This window comes from Alteromonas sp. 5NS40-0096 (genome assembly GCF_057544385.1).
In genome coordinates this window covers 475435-493279 of record NZ_BAAJLQ010000003.1, presented here as the reverse complement: position 1 = coordinate 493279, position 17845 = coordinate 475435, and the positions used below count along the sequence as shown (strand labels likewise).

Annotated in this window: 15 protein-coding genes; 1 reads left to right on the top strand and 14 read right to left on the bottom strand. The window is 43.6% G+C overall.

Annotated features, from left to right (window positions below; genetic code table 11):
• Positions 1–4: 4 nt before the first annotated feature.
• From AC27G9_RS12130 to AC27G9_RS12070, 13 genes are all read right to left on the bottom strand, one after another.
• Positions 5–973, bottom strand: coding sequence for a GDP-L-fucose synthase family protein (locus tag AC27G9_RS12130; protein WP_487074527.1), 969 nt, complete (start codon positions 971–973; stop codon positions 5–7).
• Positions 974–975: 2 nt separating this feature from the next.
• Positions 976–2103 carry a GDP-mannose 4,6-dehydratase gene (gmd, locus tag AC27G9_RS12125; protein WP_487074525.1) on the bottom strand — a complete coding sequence of 376 codons (1128 nt, stop codon included), beginning with the start codon at positions 2101–2103 and terminating at the stop codon, positions 976–978.
• On the bottom strand, positions 2103–3131 hold the full coding sequence (locus AC27G9_RS12120; RefSeq protein WP_487074523.1) for a glycosyltransferase family 2 protein: 1029 nt from the start codon (positions 3129–3131) through the stop codon (positions 2103–2105). Before AC27G9_RS12120 ends, gmd begins: the two co-directional genes overlap by 1 nt.
• 29 nt (positions 3132–3160) lie before the next feature.
• Positions 3161–4189, bottom strand: a complete 1029-nt coding sequence (locus AC27G9_RS12115; protein ID WP_487074521.1) for a glycosyltransferase family 2 protein — start codon at positions 4187–4189, stop codon at positions 3161–3163.
• A complete protein-coding gene (locus AC27G9_RS12110) occupies positions 4177–7569 on the bottom strand; it encodes a motility associated factor glycosyltransferase family protein (RefSeq protein WP_487074519.1) in 3393 nt (1130 codons plus the stop codon). The genes AC27G9_RS12115 and AC27G9_RS12110 overlap by 13 nt, the downstream gene beginning before the upstream one ends.
• 2 nt (positions 7570–7571) lie before the next feature.
• Positions 7572–7886, bottom strand: a complete 315-nt coding sequence (locus AC27G9_RS12105) for a hypothetical protein (protein ID WP_487074517.1) — start codon at positions 7884–7886, stop codon at positions 7572–7574.
• Positions 7883–8311, bottom strand: coding sequence for a flagellar export chaperone FliS (gene fliS, locus AC27G9_RS12100; RefSeq protein WP_487074515.1), 429 nt, complete (start codon positions 8309–8311; stop codon positions 7883–7885). Before fliS ends, AC27G9_RS12105 begins: the two co-directional genes overlap by 4 nt.
• 16 nt (positions 8312–8327) lie before the next feature.
• On the bottom strand, positions 8328–9794 hold the full coding sequence (gene fliD / locus AC27G9_RS12095) for a flagellar filament capping protein FliD (RefSeq protein ID WP_487074513.1): 1467 nt from the start codon (positions 9792–9794) through the stop codon (positions 8328–8330).
• A 14-nt stretch (positions 9795–9808) separates the two neighbouring features.
• On the bottom strand, positions 9809–10222 hold the full coding sequence (locus AC27G9_RS12090; protein WP_487074511.1) for a flagellar protein FlaG: 414 nt from the start codon (positions 10220–10222) through the stop codon (positions 9809–9811).
• A gap of 85 nt (positions 10223–10307) precedes the next feature.
• Positions 10308–11138, bottom strand: a complete 831-nt coding sequence (locus AC27G9_RS12085) for a flagellin N-terminal helical domain-containing protein (protein ID WP_487074509.1) — start codon at positions 11136–11138, stop codon at positions 10308–10310.
• A gap of 939 nt (positions 11139–12077) precedes the next feature.
• Positions 12078–12917: a flagellin N-terminal helical domain-containing protein gene (locus AC27G9_RS12080; RefSeq protein ID WP_487074507.1), complete on the bottom strand. Its 840-nt coding sequence runs from the start codon at positions 12915–12917 to the stop codon at positions 12078–12080.
• A 441-nt stretch (positions 12918–13358) separates the two neighbouring features.
• Positions 13359–14186: a flagellin N-terminal helical domain-containing protein gene (locus AC27G9_RS12075; protein ID WP_487074505.1), complete on the bottom strand. Its 828-nt coding sequence runs from the start codon at positions 14184–14186 to the stop codon at positions 13359–13361.
• Positions 14187–14523: 337 nt separating this feature from the next.
• Positions 14524–15354 carry a flagellin N-terminal helical domain-containing protein gene (locus AC27G9_RS12070; protein ID WP_487074503.1) on the bottom strand — a complete coding sequence of 277 codons (831 nt, stop codon included), beginning with the start codon at positions 15352–15354 and terminating at the stop codon, positions 14524–14526.
• A 232-nt stretch (positions 15355–15586) separates the two neighbouring features.
• Here AC27G9_RS12070 and AC27G9_RS12065 point away from each other — a divergent pair, with 232 nt between their 5' ends.
• Positions 15587–16561 (top strand): hypothetical protein, encoded by a 975-nt coding sequence (locus AC27G9_RS12065; RefSeq protein WP_487074501.1) that lies wholly within the window; start codon positions 15587–15589, stop codon positions 16559–16561.
• Between the two features lie 55 nt (positions 16562–16616).
• Here the strand turns inward: AC27G9_RS12065 and flgL are convergent, their stop codons facing one another.
• The gene (flgL, locus tag AC27G9_RS12060; protein WP_487074499.1) at positions 16617–17840 is read right to left on the bottom strand and encodes a flagellar hook-associated protein FlgL; all 1224 of its coding nucleotides are present in this window, start codon (positions 17838–17840) and stop codon (positions 16617–16619) included.
• Positions 17841–17845: the final 5 nt, after the last annotated feature.

Sequence of the window (17845 nt, the reverse complement as noted above, 5' to 3'; positions counted from 1 at the left end):
CACCTTAAACTCTGCATTTATCGTTATGTTGATTAAACCATTCCCATGTCTGTACCAATCCAGCATGAAGCGCAATTTTTGGGCGCCAGTTAGTCAATGATGAAATCAAACCAATATCCAAGCGCTTAATTGGCGTCCCCTCTGGTTTACTTGTATCAAACACAAGTTCTCCGTCAAAACCTGAAATTTCCCGCAATGTATTCGCCAGTGCTTTAATGGTAATGTCTGTACCAGTGCCAATATTAATATGTGACATCATGTCTTGAACACCAGACTGTAAAACCGACCGAGGAAGCTCAGAAACTGCAACCACACCTTCGGACAAATCATCTACATGCAGAAATTCTCTTCGCGCATTTCCACTTCCCCATATATTTACCGATTCAGCTCGTGTAGATTTTGCGATATAAAACTTGTTGATTAAGGCTGGAATAACATGGCTGCTAATGAGCTCAAAGTTATCATATGGGCCATAAAGGTTGGTAGGCATGACACAACGATAATCTCTTTGATACTGACGGTTAAAACTCTCGCACAATTTAATACCAGCGATCTTTGCTATCGCATAGGGCTCATTCGTTGGTTCTAAATGCCCTTTAAGTAATTCGGATTCTACAATCGGTTGAGAGGCATATTTAGGGTAAATACAACTTGACCCTAAATACATTAGTTTATTGACATCAGCCTCATGTGCAGCAGCGATAACATTGGCGCTTATCAACAAGTTGTCGAGAATAAAGCTAGCCGGGTAATGTTGGTTTGCATGGATTCCTCCGACTTTTGCAGCAGCTAAATACACTTCATCTACGGCGTTAGTTTTGAAAAAGTGTCGCACAGCGCTCTGGTCAGTAAGGTCAAGCTGCGCTTTTTCAACAGTCAACAACTCAACTTCCGAATCTGCCGAGAGTGTGCGGCACAATGCCCGGCCGACCATACCATTGTGACCAGCCACAAATATCCGTTTTGCTCCCATTTTTACTGGTCTCCACTAATAGGAAGCTCGAAGCCATTTTCTTTTAAAAACGCGTGTCTTTTCGCTTCTTTGAAGTCTTCTTGTACCATTTCTTTGCACATAGACTTCGCCGAAATTCGCGGTTCCCAATTTAATTTATTTTTTGCTTTTTCAGCATCACCCAGCAATGATTCTACTTCCGCTGGTCTAAAATACTTTTCATCAACCCTGACAAGCACATCACCAACATTGACAGCGGGAGAGCGTTTTCGATCGACCTTTATCACGGTAGCCGTTTCATTTTTGCCCACTCCAGAGAAACAGAGCTCAATACCTAATTCTTGTGCCGACCACCTTACGAAATCTCTAACAGAATGCTGTTCACCCGAGGCAATTACGAAATCTTCTGGTTGATCTTGTTGCAACATGAGCCATTGCATATAGACGTAGTCTTTGGCATGCCCCCAATCTCTCAATGAATCTAAATTACCGAGATACAGGCAACTCTCTAGCCCCTGAGAAATATTCGCCAAACCCCGAGTGATTTTTCGAGTTACAAATGTCTCGCCGCGCCGCGGTGATTCGTGATTAAACAAAATACCGTTGCAGGCAAAGATACCGTATGCTTCTCTGTAGTTCACTGTAATCCAGTATGCATACAACTTAGCGACAGCATAGGGAGAACGAGGATAAAATGGCGTTACCTCATTCTGTGGTGACTCTACAACTTTTCCATAAAGCTCTGAGGTTGAAGCTTGATAAAATTTTGTTTTGTTTTGTAGGCCAAGTAACTTTATAGCTTCCAAAATACGTAAAGTGCCAAGTGCATCGACATCAGCTGTATATTCTGGTGAATCAAAACTCACTGCTACATGACTCTGAGCCCCTAAATTGTATATCTCATCAGGTTGTATCATTTGCACTAACTTAATGATGTTAGAGCTGTCAGTGAGATCTCCGTAATGAAGAATGAAATCTCTATATGATTCAAAAGGGTCTTGGTAAATATGATCTACACGTTGGGTATTGAAAGACGAAGATCGCCTCTTTATGCCATGTACTTCGTAGCCTTTTTCAAGCAACAATTCCGCTAAGTAAGAGCCATCTTGACCGGTTACTCCCGTTATAAGGGCTTTCTTTTTACGTGACATCAAAGATCTCTCCAACTCACTACGTTCATAGATTTGCTTATTTGACAAAGCGTCGTAGACACTTCATGTTCGTGTGTACCTTCAATACAATTAATGATGTAATCCAGTGCCATACCTTGGACTCGATTTAAACCCACAACAGAAATACCATCAATATCCTCAGTTTGCCCTACTTCAGAAACAACAAAACAAATCGGCGTTACTCCACCTTGAGAAAGAAGTTGTGCGACAATTAAAGACATTTGACGAGTTCCGAAAATGCCCACTCGCTTTCCAACATACTGCGAACAAGAAATTTGCTCTTTTACAACTTTATAGAGAAGTGCCTTAACGTCTAAAATATTTTTATCTAAATGGTGCGGGTCTCGTACTTGTGTTTCTCCCAGTAACATTGAAATGACGTCTTGTTCTCTTTTCAGAGTGAGCCGATTGTCATTTGTCGAGCTTACCCCCCCTTGACGAAAATTTGCAGAGATTAAATCAAGGCTCTTCCCCTGAAAACCGCTGATAGCAGCGTGCATGAAATAGCGATCTGCACACAGTTTAAAGCACTCGTTAAAAAGACCTATCTGTTCGAAAAGTGATGTTTTACAAAAGAATCCTTGATGACATAGGCTGAGGTTTTGGTCGATATTTGAATCTGTTAGCCACACTTCTCCAGTTTCGTCATTGACACATCGTACCCGCGTCGCAATGTAATCAACTTGATATTCGCTAAACGAAGCGATTACGCTCGAAATAATTTCAGTATCATAAAGAGAGTCGTCAGCACCCAAAAAGTAAATAATATCACCTGTAGCGAGTTGAATACCTCTATTAAAAGCGTGGTAAATCCCTCGATCACGTTTTGAAAATACAACCTGAACATGGTCATATCGAGCGACGACTTGGAGCGTGCTATCTGTTGAACCACCGTCGATAATAATATGTTCAATAGAAGCAATAGCCGATTGATTTGCCACACTTTCCAGACATTCATCGATAAGATGAGCACAATTGTATGTAGCGGTAACAATAGTTATCTTCATTTGTGATTCACAGATTTCTGAATTTGGCACTAAGCGAGAATCAAGAAATCATCGTCCTCTTTCATGTCTTTTGATTGAAGCAATAACGCCAGCTCTTTTCGCGCTGGTTGAGCCGCTATAACGATAATTTTTGCGAGGTCACCACCAAAGTACTCGTCGAGACTAATTACTGGAAACGTCGCCTCGCCAATACAAACACGCCTTCCTTCGGCCGCCTCCCACTCAACAAAAGCACTGATAGTTATATTGCGTTCAGATAAATAGCGACCAAATGACCTCGCCATCTGCCCCGTACCGAAAACAAATACTGATTTGTTTGTCATCGCAGGCGCAAAACGCTCCCACTTTTCACCAATCACCGCTTTTAAACCTTGATCCAAATCGTGCTCTGTCAATGTGGCAGTAACCGAGGTATCACTCACTCTTACTTTTACCAGCACTTCATCTACGCACCCAAACTTACGCCCAGCATTGAGCAACCTCAAAAACAACACGTAATCCTCGAACATTCGAAGATGTGGGTACCCGACCTGTTTGACCACATCAGCTTTTGCAAAATAAGTAGCGTGCGTGAAACACGGCCAATGCTTTAAGTTGGCTTCAATATCTGGTCTGCGAGAAATACCATTGAGTTCGCGTTCTTTACTTGCTTTAAAATTAAGGAAACGTTCTGAGCGGTCAATTACATCATTATCTGCGAAGTAAGACAGATGGCATTTGGCGATATCGACATCATTTTCAGTTAGGAATGTAAGTTGCTTTTCAAAGCGATTGGGTAAACATATATCGTCTGCGTCAACTTTTGCGATATATGGGCTTTCCACATAAGCCAATGCTTCATCCAATCGAGCCCCTACTCCCTTATTTGAATTACGAGGGAAAACTTTTAGGCGGCTATCATTGTAACCTTCGAGCATATCCAGTGTATCGTCTTGTGAACCATCGTCTATGACCAGTAATTCAAAATCCTCGAAGGTTTGCGATAGCACTGAATCCACGGACTGATGAATCCAACGACTGGCGTTATACGTCGTCATTAGAGCCGCTATTCTTGGCATTTAGCCTCACCCCCATTAGCCTTTCGAATTTCTGCAATCTTTGCCTCCTTTCGACGAACATATTCCACTTGCGAAATGTGCTCTCTTCGCAAGTCTGCAGCTTTTAATCTCGGCATGTAAATCAGCCGGTCGCCGCTTGCTAATACAAGTTCATCGCCACTCAAAGCCTTATCGCTGAGTACAATAAAATCTGGCCCACCGTAAATATGTCGAGACTGACCAAGGCACAGCATCTGGTCATAAAAAGACAACGACATTTCTGGGTGTTGCGTGTATTTTTGAAGAATTAGGACATCAGTTAATCCAGAAGTTAACGCAATCAGCGCAAGGTCTTGCCTTGACAAGTCATTTGCCTGAAGGGGGTTTGATGGATTCAGATAGTCTCCAGGGCAGACTATGGTTATACCGACAATGTCTTTACACATATCATCCGAGACGTGTTCAGCGATATTACAAACATTGGGATCGATTTTGATTTGTCCAGATTGACGAAGCCAATTCAGATGAACCCTGCGACTAGAAGAATCGGCATGGGACGTAGCAAGTTTAGTCATGTTTGTCAGTTTAACTTCAGACAAATCACTCCCCAAATACAAAGGCGTCTCTCGCCAGACATTGGATAAAACCTGTTTTCTTCGAGTACCAGATAACGAAGACACAGCATCAAGACCATATTGGTCATTAGACATGATCAAAATAATGTCGTTGACATAATCGCCCCATATCGCCAGAAGTGAATTACCGATTTGAACGGCAATGTCGCTGTCTCCGACATTCAATAGCTTACTAAACATACTATTGATGTAGTTGAACGTCCCATTCAAGTAGTAGAAAACGAGAGACTTTTTCCTCATATAAGAAGCAACACTAAAATCCCTTTGTTTGCTAACAAACGCATCAATATCAGCCAGTGAATTGAAATGAGTATCGACTAATTTAGCGAGCGTATTAAGCTCTTCAAGCAAGCTTACAGAGTTATAACCAGTCTCATATTTATCCAATAATTCGTCATTCTTCTCAGAAGAAAAAATATGACTATGCAGAAGCTCGATCACTTGTTTCTTGTCTTCAGTCGAGTTGACTAAAAGAATGTTATCCGGCCTTAAGGGTTGTGCCCCATAAATTTTAGCACCATCATTTACGTTATAAACATCGGAAGAAGATAGAGCAAACCTTTGCTCTAAAACGCTTTTTGAAACCTTAAATTCGTACTTGGTTTTCACCCACGGTTTAAAATTGCCAGGTATAACCAATGACATAGCGTGATTTTCGGCGTAATTATATAGTTCGTTCCCTTGGGCGTCGTAATACCCCGATGACTTTGAGTGATGGTAAGTGTCGCTCACAAACCCCATATCGGTGCCAAACAAATAAATCTGTGTAAAACCAATTGTCGATACTAAATCAGCAGCGAAATTAGTCACTGTAGGATAAGCTAGCTCTAGAAGTTCAAACGGATGTGTTTTATCAAGTTCGGTTAAACATACAGTCGCCGCTTCTCCCTGCTTAAAAGCCAACAAAGTATGGCCAAACAACTCAACAGCATCAGGATGAATACCATTGCAACTAAGCAACGTAATTTGTTTTAAATAATCTCTGTCATCAACTCTTGATAGCCAATCAAACGTCGAACGGTTAGTTTCAATTTCTGCGTGAAAATCTGGCGTTATTCCGTGCCTGTGAAGGGCCTGCAATGATGTACCACACGATATAACAATAGCTTGCTCCCTCTCTTCTTTGATGTTTTCAATCAGTCCATCCAACGAAGGACCATTACCGACCAAAAACACTGGGGTATCGAGTAATCTCTTAGCAATATCATGCTTTGCACAACGCATCAAAAAGGGGATATTGTTCTGCAATGCCCAACGTGTATGAGCAGTTCCATACTTTGCATTATCAAAATAATCCCCCATAGCGATAATAACTTGCAATTGCTCTCTCAGTTCAGAGACAGCATCAGCCAGCTTTTCGTTTAAATAGCCTTGGTAGATGTAGGTATTTGCCAACACATATGGCCCGACAGATTGAAATTGAACTAAGATATCGTTGGTAAGGTTCGTACCATCGTCCCCAATATTCAAGTATAAGCGTTTGTTTCCTTCATCAAACCTTTGAAGAACCTGTTGCCAATCTACCGAAAACAGCGAAGCAAAAAACAAGTCCTTGTCCGGCTCACAAACAAACAGCATTTCTACGTCATGATTCGCCGTCAAGGCCTCAACACTATAGCCATTCCCGAGACCAAACATGATGAGTGATTTCACTTTATCAGGTAGAGCACTATCTGCCTCTTCAACCCCTTTAAAAACGTTCTCACATTCAGCCATAAACTGATAATGAAGATAGCTTTTTAACTTTTTACCATTGTAAGTTAGCAGCAATCCATCTTTATTCGGTCGTTCGGAAAAGGCGGCAAAGCTAGCATCGGCTTCGTTTCTGGGAGCTACAGCAAACAGCGCGCCTGTTTCAATGTGATACAGATTCACATCGCCATCAGTGTCAGCGATTGGCCGCCAATTTTGAGGAATGTAGTTTTTGAACTCTTCATGCAATTCGGGGAAATAACGTTCTAACGTTGCTAAGTTTCGTTGATAAGTACTTTGGTCCAAGTGCGCTTCACAAAGCTTCATCTGTTCCTTCACGGGAGCCCACAACGCCAAATAGCTGTCACTAACACTTTCAACATGACGTTCTGGTATCCAGCTTTTTACTGCTTCCCAATTCCCCGTTTTGATAGTTATTTCAAAATTATTGAAATTGGGCAGATGTAAATGTTTATAAAACTGTAACGTTTTCACATCGGTATGCGTGAGCAACTCATTGATATCTTTGGCGATATTTGTCGCATCATTGCCAATTTGTAGGTAAAGCGCTACGTTATTCTTCTTTGCCCTTTGTAACAGCGCTTTCCAATTGGTGGAAGTCAATGAACAAACGAAATAATCGATGTTGGGCTCATAAACCACAATGTGTTGATAATTTGTCGAGTCGACAGCTGATTCTAAGTGATAACCCAACCCCAAACCCAGAATGATTAATCCGTTCGAACCGGGTAATGAGTCAGGTTTAACGCTAAATTCGGGGCCATGGTTTACATAGTATTCAAAATGAGATGCGACCTCATTTTTTGGGTGCATTCCATACAAAACCTGGCCGCTACTGTAATTGACTATGTTTAATTCTTCGTATTTGTTACACAGTAAAGTTGATTTTGCAGACTCATTCCCCCTAGCGAGTTCAGCGAGAGAAGGGATGTAACGTTCAAGAGCACCTATGCTCAATCGATAATTTTCTCGCATAGCCGGCGCTAACGCTCTTTCTATCTCTAGCTGCCGCTCTTCTTCTTGATGAATATGAAATTGAATCTGCTGTAACATAGTTATTTGTATTTTTTAACTGCCGCTCGACCACGAGAAAACTTAACAGCTTCTGCCTTAGCACTTAATAGCAAAGCCTGAGCCACTTCTTCGAGCTGCTGATTATTTATGTGTTCCTTTTCGGCAAACAATTTTCGCTGTTGCCCATTCAGTCGAGATAATTCTCGAAGGACAACTTTATGCCGGACCTCGGTTAAATAATAAAAACGATCTGATGAAAAGTGTTCGCCCGAGGCTGCCAAACAAGTAGTCAGCTGACTATTGACTACTTGTAAAAAAACAGGCGTATAGGTGTGATTTAAATTAGGATTATTCAAACAGCTTGTCGTTTTTGACGCTGAGCTTCATAAGCTTCCTGTTTTGCATCTTCTGGAATCTGAACCCATGCGTCGCGAATTGGTGATAACAGGCTAGACACTTCATCTAAAATATTCAAGTCGTTATTGACATGGGCGTCTGTCAGACGCTCAACCATATAGCTATATAATGAATACAGATTATCTGATAGGTCTCCACCAGTCTCCATATCCAGGGTATCTCTTAAATGAATAATTATCGCACTGGCCTTCGATATGAAATTAGCCTTTTCTACCATATCTTGGCGGTCCATTGCGCCTTTTGCATAGGCGATTCTGTCAATGGCACCTTGCAATAGCATTAGCGTCAGTTTATGTGGATCTGCAGTCGCAATATCTTGTTTGAGACTACCTTTTTTATATGCGTTGATACCCTTTAAAGCCATAATTCGCCTCCTTATATTATCCGCCCAATGACGCTAGCAGAGCGGCACCTGTCTGACTCAGACGAGCAACGGTTAAGTCTAAATTTGTATATCTTTCTCTGAGCAAAGACTCGTAACTAAAGATTCTAAGCTCTAGGGATTCTCGTGCATTAGCAATCTCGTCTTTTTCGTCCTCTGCAGCCTGTTCCCGCAAATCTAGCAGCCCTCGAGACTGTGTGTATTGGTCGACGAAATCATAAAGTCTAACGGCAATACCATTGGTACTATTCGTAAATAGTTCAGCGACACCATCAAAATTGTCATCGAGCGCATCATCTAAACGGCTTTCACCGGTGCCCAATCCAAAATCTGTGCTGCCAATTTCAAGTTTTCCATCAGAGTTAAGCTCTACACCGATTTGGAACAAGCTACCAACGGCTGAGGTATTCACACTGTCACCAACGATAGATGCTAATCCACTGCGAATAGAGCGAACCAAGGCATCTCCTGCAAGGGCACCATCGTCTTCTAGTTCTGACTCACCAAACCGACTTAAGCGGTCTAATTCATCAATAAGACCGTTGTAGTTTTCCACGAAGGCACGGATTTTTTCATCCAGGCCTTCTCTGTCGTTGCCAATTTGTAACCGCGTTGTTTGGCGAGTGACACCATCTGTATCGAGCGGAGAAATTGTCTCAGCGGTGAATGATACGTTTTGGATGGTATTGTTGAATTCATTCGAGCTACTTTGCACCTCAATACCATCTACCGTCGCAATTGCATTGGCAGCACTCAGTACTGGAGACAGGAACGTCGATGTCTCTGTTGAATCTGTTGTCGCGATACGTTGAAGATCAGCTAAATCATTGTCATTGACGATTGAAAGGTCGTTACCCGACCCAGTGACATCTGACGTGATAACTAATTTAACACCACCTGAAGTGGTTCCGGTTTCGATAAGGTTAGCATTGACGCCAAAGTTATTTTCATTGCTATTAATCGCCTCGCGCAACTCTGCAAGCGTCATACCTGCACTGACGTTAACGGTGAAAGTATCGCTGGTCGTCCCGACTTTAAACGTTAGACTCCCGCTACCAGAAGATAAAATAGAATCGGTTGAAGCTGCAAAACCGGGAAGTGTCCCCGCGTCTGTGTTATTAGTTTCGATTCGACTACCGCTGGCCAATTGGCTTACGGCGATATCATACGTGCCTTCTAGCGCGCTGTTTGATGCCTCAGCGGTGAGTACTTCTGTGTCTTCGGATGGGTTAGTAACGGTGGGCTCACGTCCATTGAGGTCGTTGTCGCTTCTGAGGTCATCGAGGGCTTCCTCGAATTCTTCCAATTTTGACGTCAGTGTACCCAGCGCAGAAATTTCGGCATCCGCACTTTCTTCTCTCGCGTTTAGACGGTTGTCTTCCGGCTCACGCTCAGCTTGTATCAACTGTGATACAAGGTCATCAAGCGCTAGGCCCGAACCTACACCTAATGATTGAATACTCATGGGCTACCTCATTACTATACTTGCCGGTTAACAAACACTCCTACACTGCTACCGATATCCTGCTGAAGATCTTGAATTCGTTCAGCTAAACGCAGCACTTCATCCGACGGAATTTGCCTAATCACATCACCTGATGACGAATCTTTTACCGTAACGACCGACCGATTCGAATTCTCATCAAATGAAAAGTCCAAATTCCTATTTTGAACCTGAAGGAATGATTGCACTTCTTGCACGGCAAGTTCAATGTCCCGATCTTGCCTCTCACTACTCTGGTTATCGGCATTTTGTTGCCGTACTTGAGTGTTAATTACATCATTTTGCTGCTCAGATTGCCTCGGCGTATCAGCCACTGGCAATGGCTGTGAGTCCGTTGCTAAATTTGTACCAGCAAAATTCTGGCCAATTTGTGTATTTGATATTTCCACAATTAACCTCCCCTATTACAAAACGGCAAAACGGGCCCTCACAAAGTAAGGCACCCGTTTACGCTTTATCAGGTTGTAGTATAGCTTATCCTAGCAGCGATAACGCTGTTTGAGGACGCTGGTTAGCCTGACTTAAAACCGATACAGATGCCTGTTGGATAATCTGATTACGTGTTAACTCAGCAGTTTCAGTTGCGAAGTCTGTGTCACGAACTCGCGAACGTGCACCCGATACGTTTTCAGAGATATTAGACAAGTTTCTGATGGTTGACTGGAAGCGGTTTTGAAGCGCACCCAGCTCAGCTCGTGTCGCACCGATTGAAGAAATCGCGCTATCAATACTTGCTAAAGCAGCAGACGCTCCACCAACAGTAGAGATATCAACTGAACCAACGCCTAAGCCCGATGCACCGAAACTTGCACCGTTAGACGTGGAAAGGTTTACACTGATAGTTTGACCTGCGTTTGCACCAACTAGAAATGCAGCAGAGAAACCGCCAGTTAGAATGTCTACGCCGGCAAACTGAGTATCAGTTGCAACACGAGAGATTTCATTTACAAGCGCTGTAACTTCTTGTTGAAGTGCTGTTCTATCTGCAGAACTGTTGATACCGTTCTGTGATTGAATTGCCAATGTACGAATACGCTGCAAGCTGTTGGTTACTTCATCTAACGCACCTTCAGCAGTTTGCGTCAAAGAAATCGCATCGTTGGCGTTACGTACAGCTTGGTTCAAACCTTCCACCTGAGAAGTTAGACGGTTTGAAATTTGAAGGCCCGCGGCATCATCAGCTGCACTGTTAATACGGAAACCTGAAGACAAACGCTCGAAAGACGTACTTAGGTTACTACCAACATCAGCAAGCTGACGCTGCGCATTTAGGGCGGACACGTTAGTATTTACGAAAAGACCCATATTCTACCTCCTGGGATTTGAGCAGCATTTTTGCTATACTCAAGTCCTTATGTTCTCAACCAGCTAGGTCACTACTCCTGACTGGTCACCTCAATATGGCAGAGCTAACGTGGCCCCACCGATCAGTAACTTACATTACCCCTCAACAATAGGTATCGGCCCAGACTTGACAATCTTTAGCGTTTTTTTCAAAAAAACTCAATTAATTTTTAAGTGATTGAAATAATTAAATTATTTAAACCAAAAAAATTCAAAAAATATTAAACCCACTGCTGTTTCTTGATAGTTTTCACATATTGATGAGAGGTTTTAGGCGCACTAATGGGGTCTGCGGAAAGCGTTTAAGCACACTATAGGGAAGAATTTAAAACTGTGATGAGTTTGATATGCTGAGATTTACATTTCTCTGCGTAGTCCATTAGCATTAGTCATTCAGAACGACAAAAATGTTGTAAGTCAGAATTAGTAATGTTTATCCACGCCAACGCTATTGGGTCCTTACACCCTGCACACGCGTAAAATCGGATTGGTTTTACACCTTTAGTGCAGCCATTTCCATGGTATTTGACGGTCAATAGGGGTCGCCTAATGATAAAAGTGCGATACCCAAGTGGACAAAACTAGGTCCGTCGAATTATTGACAGGAAACTTTGGCACGATAGGTGCTTAATAAAATTTACTTGCTTGGCGGGTGATTCGGAATAAAAATAAAAAAGGCCGGGTCACGAAGACCCGACCAACTTGCTCACGTTAGGAGATGGAGCAAATTCTCAAAATTTGGTTTCTGTCGACTGGCAGGATAGTAGAAAAATACTGGCCTCTCAACCTAAACTTCTACACTCTCAGTCCTGTTAGTCGGCGCTTTATTCAATGGGTGGCCTTACGGCCGCCTTCCTTGGCTTAGGGTTGGCCTCTCAATTCCTACCCTCTATTAATTCATTACTGAAGTAGACTCAATGCCGCTTGTGGTCGCTGATTCGCCTGCGACAACACTGTTGTACTCGCCTGCTGAATAATCTGCCAGCGGGTAAGCTCTGCCGTTTCAGTGGCAAAATCTGTGTCTTTGATGCGAGACCTTGCCGCCGAAACGTTCTCAGATATGTTACTGAGGTTTCTTATTGTCGACTGGAATCGATTCTGAATCGCACCTAAGTCAGCCCTTACACCACCAATTGCAGATATCGCCGAATCAACGGCACTAAGCAAACTAGATGCGCCAGCTGCAGTTTCTACCGTGCCACCAGCAACACCTAACCCAGTCGCACTAAAACCGTTAAACCCAACAAAGTTTGTTGATGAAAGGTTAACTGAAATCGTTTGACCCGCATTCGCACCAACGAGAAACGCGGCGGAGTATGAACCACTCAATATTCCAACCCCGGCAAATTGTGTCGTTGTAGCGACTCGCGAAATTTCTGCTTGCAAGGCTTGAATTTCTTTTTGAAGTGCAGCGCGGTCTGAAGAACTATTGATACCGTTTTGCGACTGAATTGCCAGCACACGAATTCGCTGTAACGCCGTCGTGGTTTCTTGAAGCGCACCTTCCGCTGTCTGTGCCAGAGAAATGCCATCATTGGCGTTTCGCACAGCCTGGTTTAAGCCTGTTACCTGCGATGTCATACGATCCGATATCTGCAACCCGGCGGCGTCATCTGCTGCACTGTTGATGCGAAAACCTGACGACAGTCTTTCAAAAGCAGTATCTAAGTTGTTACCAGAAGTGAATAGTTGGCGCTGGGCATTCAACGCCGACACATTAGTATTAACAAATAAGCCCATGTTACTCTCCTAACAGTTGAAATAACGCCACTTTTTATTGTTTTGTCGGCGCAGTAAAAAAATTTTCAACGTGTTGGCACAAGCTATGCATTAAGATATGCGTTAGTGTCGATACACTGACGCTTTGCAAGGCAATATGCCAAGTAAAGCACTTGCTAAACTGAGACTTGGTTTTACCAGTCTCTTGCTGACAGACAGGTATGACGTTCAGACCTCATACCTCTCACTACCTCCTGGCTTCATTCCTGTCAGTCGGCATTTCAGCATCCACACGGCAGCAGCATCGCCACAGTGCAGGTTTAGCGTGCTTAGCACGTTAGTTTTAAACCTAATCTACTCTCAGGTCGGTTGCAGTCTGCCCCCACATATTGCAAACCGACCCTTTATCTACTCTCTTTCGCTGCAGTCTGCCCCCGCATTAATACAGCGTTTTAACTCTCATTATTGCAACAATTGCAGTGCGGCTTGTGGGCGCTGATTAGCCTGTCCCAATACCGTTGTGCTTGCTTGTTGAATGATCTGCCAACGAGTCAACTCTGCGGTTTCAGTGGCATAGTCGGTATCGCGAATTCGCGAACGAGCGGCAGATGCATTTTCAGAAATATTGGTTAAGTTTCGAATCGTCGATTGGAAGCGATTTTGAATCGCACCTAAATCTGCGCGTTTCGCGTTGATAATCGAAATCGCGGTGTCGACAAGCGGTAATGCAGCTGAAGCTTCGGCTGCCGTTGACACTGACACGAACGAACCACCGGTTAGACCAGAAAAGCCGTAGCCGCCAGGTCGTGACAAGTTGAAACTGATAAATTGACCCGCTTGCGCACCGACCAAAAATGCCGTCGAAAAAGTACCTGTAAGAATATCGCCGCCAGCAAACTGGGACGTTGCAGCAATTCGGCTAACTTCATCTTTCAGCGCTTGCACTTCTTTTTGAAGTGCGGTTCTGTCTGCAGATGTATTAATGCCATTTTGCGCTTGAATCGCCAAAACGCGAATGCGTTGCAAGGCTGTCGTGATCTCCTGCATTGCCCCTTCGGCAACCTGCGCGAGCGATATACCGTCATTGGCATTTCTCACCGCTTGATCAAGACCTTTAATTTGAGATGTGATTCGGTCTGAAATTTGTAGGCCAGCCGCATCATCTTTCGCGCTGTTGATACGAAAACCGGAAGATAATCGTTCAAAAGCGGTATCTAATTGTATATTTGAGGTAAATAGTTGCCGCTGAGCATTCAGCGACGACACATTCGTGCTAACGAATAAGCTCATTTTGTAATCTCCTAACGATTTTTATACTTCCAAGTTTTTGTTTTTATTATTAGAACTTGGGTTGCTTTAACACTTTTATTATTGTTTTGTGTGTTTCAGCAATGGCCTGCGTTTTTATTATTGTTTGCAGTGCCTTTGTATTAGTTATCGTACGGGCAGGAGAAAACCTTTAGCCTTTTTTGCTAAATAATTTTTTTATATAAATATCAGTTATTTAAGGGATGCGCCGAATCAGATTCGGCGCATTTTTTTGGCAAATTTAAAATATATTTTAATTTACCTGGGTGCAGAACAGGTCACTACCTCCCGGCTTCATTCCCCAATTTGGTCATCGTTCTTATCCAAGTAGCTGAAGTGCAGCCTGAGGACGCTGATTCGCCTGAGACAATACTGTAGTACTTGCCTGCTGAATGATCTGGTTACGAGTCAGTTCAGCAGTCGTTGCTGCAAAATCTGTATCACGAATACGTGAACGTGCAGCAGACACGTTTTCTGAGATGTTGCTCAAGTTACGAATCGTAGATTGGAAACGGTTCTGAAGAGCACCTAATTCCGCTCGTGTTCCACCAATTGATGAAATCGCCGCGTCAACTGCAGCCAATGCAGCTGATGCACCACCAGTTGTTTCGACACTCACCGTTCCAACACCAAGACCAGAGGCACCAAAACTTGCGCCGTTAGACGTTGACAAGTTGATGCTGATAGTTTGACCGGCATTAGCGCCAACCAAAAAGGCCGATGAGAAACCACCAGATAGAATGTTCAGTCCACCGAATTGTGTATCTGACGCGATTCTGGATAGTTCGTTCAACAACTGTGTAACTTCAGCTTGAAGTGCTACACGGTCTGCGGAAGAGTTGATACCGTTTTGTGACTGTACAGCCAATTGACGGATACGCTGCAATGCATTTGTTGTCTCGTTAAGCGCACCTTCAGCAGTTTGAGCAAGAGAAATTGCATCATTTGCGTTACGTACAGCCTGATTAAGACCTTGAATTTGCGAAGTTGTTCTGTCTGAAATCTGCAAACCCGCAGCATCATCAGCAGCGCTGTTGATACGGAAGCCTGAAGAAAGACGTTCGAAAGATGTGCTCAGTGAATTACCAACATCAAACAACTGGCGTTGGGCGTTCAATGCAGACACATTGGTATTGACGAATAAACCCATAGGTTACTCCTACACTCTCAGTCCAGCATACGCTGGCTGCCGGATTTCCGGCGTTTACACTATATAGTAGTCATCAATACCGGAGGGGTAATTGATGTACTGGCTCTCTCGGTATTCTTATCGACAGGGTGGCAAATCCCTTTAGAAGAAAAATCATTTTTTTGCCGTCTCATGGCAAAAAACTGCCTCTTGTGTCATCCTTAAACAGTTGAATCCATTATGATTAGTGACTATGTCCACCTTGAAAATTAAATCGATCCAGCGCGTGTCCTCCGGTTCAAATCACTGTGCGTTTACCGACTTATACGAACAATTTGGACTGACACTATGTTGCTACAGAGAAGCGCACAACCATGTGAGTGGAGATGGCATTGTTGTCATCGTAGCCATCAACCAAAAGGGAGAAAGTTTCAAACAGCGCTTGTCATTTCCTGGCTGGGATTTGCGGGATCCGAAATTTTATCCAGAGGATGGAGGTAAGCTGAGGCTATACGCTTACGCTAAGCCTACAACATCAGCAACACAAGCTATTGGTCAAAAAATGTTTGGTTGGTTTACGAGCACTGGTCAGTCATGGTCTTCGTTAACGAAATTTGGGCCAAGACATTGGTGGCTTTGGCGGCTCAGAAACTTCAAAGGTAGGGCCTGGGGCCTGGCTTATAGTCGGCCGAAAGATAGAGTCGATTTGTATTCAGGGGCAATTGGAGGTCACCTTGAGCGCGTCAAAGAAGGGATTTTAAGCAAAGCTAAGCATCAGTTGGGCTATCCTAACGAATCTGACCTGTACCTTGGCCAAAATAAAGTGATGTGGGCGATTGTCCGGCGCGATGCAGACAGCTATAGCGCCCAACTTGGCTGCGCGAAAGCGCCCTACACACAGTGGCAGTGGTTTGATTTGGGGTGCTATATCGGTGGGCCTGTTTGGGCCAGCTTGTCTGAAGAACATATGCTGGTTGCGGGTCGTGATTGGGACGGTAAAAAGACACTGACCACGGCAATTTGGTCACTATCGCTGAAAACCAAAACCCTAACTAAACAACTGACTTTACCCAGTGGCGGCGATACGAGCTACCCGGGATTAGTTGTTGAAGGTGACATATTGAAAATGTCTTACTACTCGAGCCATATTGATCAACAATCTAGAGTGTATCTGGCCCAAATTTCAGGCTTAGATTCGCTTAAAAACGAACTGGCAACAGCAGGTTAATTGCAATGTTGAAGTCGCCCTTGCAATCAAAGATGAGTGCAAAGGCACTATGGTTTTAGATGAAGTTGAACAAACTCAAGTTAGTAACTTGAGGAAAAGTCGCTAGCGCAGCACTCAAAGCGGTTTCTTGCTTGGCAAATTCAGCTGAAGCAGCAGCGTAATCGACATCTTCAATCGCAGAACGGGCACTTTTGTTGGCGATCTCCAAATCTAAATTGGTTGCTTCAATCGATTCCGCAACATTTAAACGACCACCAATGGACGATGTCTCAAGTTGCATACTGGTTAAACCATTATCGATGCCAACCAAGGCATCGGCTAAAGCCTCGCGATAGTCGCCATCAGAAATGGAAGAATCCGACAAGGCCCTGAATAAGTCATCCAATGTTTGCGCTAAATTTTTCTTTTCTGGCTGGTCTAACGAAAAATCGGCAGTATCGCCTACTCCACCAGTCAGCGTAAAATCGATTCCTCTGAAGTTAAATGGCTCTCCAGAAGAAAAGGCCAAGGTATCGACAAGAGCCCCAGTACCGACATTTCTTACTTCCACTTGATTGGCCGCCGTGATCGTAATTCTGTAGTCGTTGTTCGCCGCCGTTACGCCATCGTAATTCGCTTCATGAAAGGTATTAAACGTGCCTTGTTGCGTCAGTAACGCATCATCAATAGTCAAACCCGTAGAACCAGTTACCGAGAAGTTTAATCTCGCCTCAACATTTTCAAAGACGTTAAACCCAGAAGACGTGCCACGAACAGTAACACTGTCTGACAATTTGATATCATTAGTGCCGCTGTCCCCTTGATAAGTAAAAGCATTGCCAGCTGCACCGGGATTGTATGCAAATGGCTGAATTTGGGATTGATGACCACCAAAGATGTAGTCTCCACCCGCATTCTGTGAATTCATCAAATCGAAGACTTCATTGCGAATCTGCTCAATTTCCGTCGCAATAGCCCTTCGGTCCTCATCATTGAGCAATCCTGAACCGCCTTGTATGGTTAACACTCTCGCTCGATTCACTGAGTCGGTAATATTACGTAATATGGCTTCTTGTTCTTCTAAAGAGCTGGTTAAAAGATCATTATTTCGTCGATATTGGTCTATTTTATCGAGATCTTCGTTGATTCTAACCAGTTGAGAGGTACCCACGGGGTCATCACTTGGCCGATTGATTTTTTTACCTGATGCAAGCTGCTGTTGAGTATCAGCCAGCCCTCTCTGGCCATCGAGAATCGCTTGTATGCCGCGGTCGTAAAGCTGACTAGTTGAAACTCGCATGGTGC

What these genes read in the sequence shown, in the direction of transcription:
- AC27G9_RS12130 (WP_487074527.1), bottom strand. Translation starts at nt 973, where the DNA reads ATGGGAGCAAAACGGATATTTGTGGCTGGTCACAATGGTATGGTCGGC.
- gmd (WP_487074525.1), bottom strand. Translation starts at nt 2,103, where the DNA reads ATGTCACGTAAAAAGAAAGCCCTTATAACGGGAGTAACCGGTCAAGAT.
- AC27G9_RS12120 (WP_487074523.1), bottom strand. Translation starts at nt 3,131, where the DNA reads ATGAAGATAACTATTGTTACCGCTACATACAATTGTGCTCATCTTATC.
- AC27G9_RS12115 (WP_487074521.1), bottom strand. Translation starts at nt 4,189, where the DNA reads ATGCCAAGAATAGCGGCTCTAATGACGACGTATAACGCCAGTCGTTGG.
- AC27G9_RS12110 (WP_487074519.1), bottom strand. Translation starts at nt 7,569, where the DNA reads ATGTTACAGCAGATTCAATTTCATATTCATCAAGAAGAAGAGCGGCAG.
- fliS (WP_487074515.1), bottom strand. Translation starts at nt 8,311, where the DNA reads ATGGCTTTAAAGGGTATCAACGCATATAAAAAAGGTAGTCTCAAACAA.
- fliD (WP_487074513.1), bottom strand. Translation starts at nt 9,794, where the DNA reads ATGAGTATTCAATCATTAGGTGTAGGTTCGGGCCTAGCGCTTGATGAC.
- AC27G9_RS12085 (WP_487074509.1), bottom strand. Translation starts at nt 11,138, where the DNA reads ATGGGTCTTTTCGTAAATACTAACGTGTCCGCCCTAAATGCGCAGCGT.
- AC27G9_RS12080 (WP_487074507.1), bottom strand. Translation starts at nt 12,917, where the DNA reads ATGGGCTTATTTGTTAATACTAATGTGTCGGCGTTGAATGCCCAGCGC.
- AC27G9_RS12075 (WP_487074505.1), bottom strand. Translation starts at nt 14,186, where the DNA reads ATGAGCTTATTCGTTAGCACGAATGTGTCGTCGCTGAATGCTCAGCGG.
- AC27G9_RS12070 (WP_487074503.1), bottom strand. Translation starts at nt 15,354, where the DNA reads ATGGGTTTATTCGTCAATACCAATGTGTCTGCATTGAACGCCCAACGC.
- AC27G9_RS12065 (WP_487074501.1), top strand. Translation starts at nt 15,587, where the DNA reads ATGTCCACCTTGAAAATTAAATCGATCCAGCGCGTGTCCTCCGGTTCA.
- flgL (WP_487074499.1), bottom strand. Translation starts at nt 17,840, where the DNA reads ATGCGAGTTTCAACTAGTCAGCTTTACGACCGCGGCATACAAGCGATT.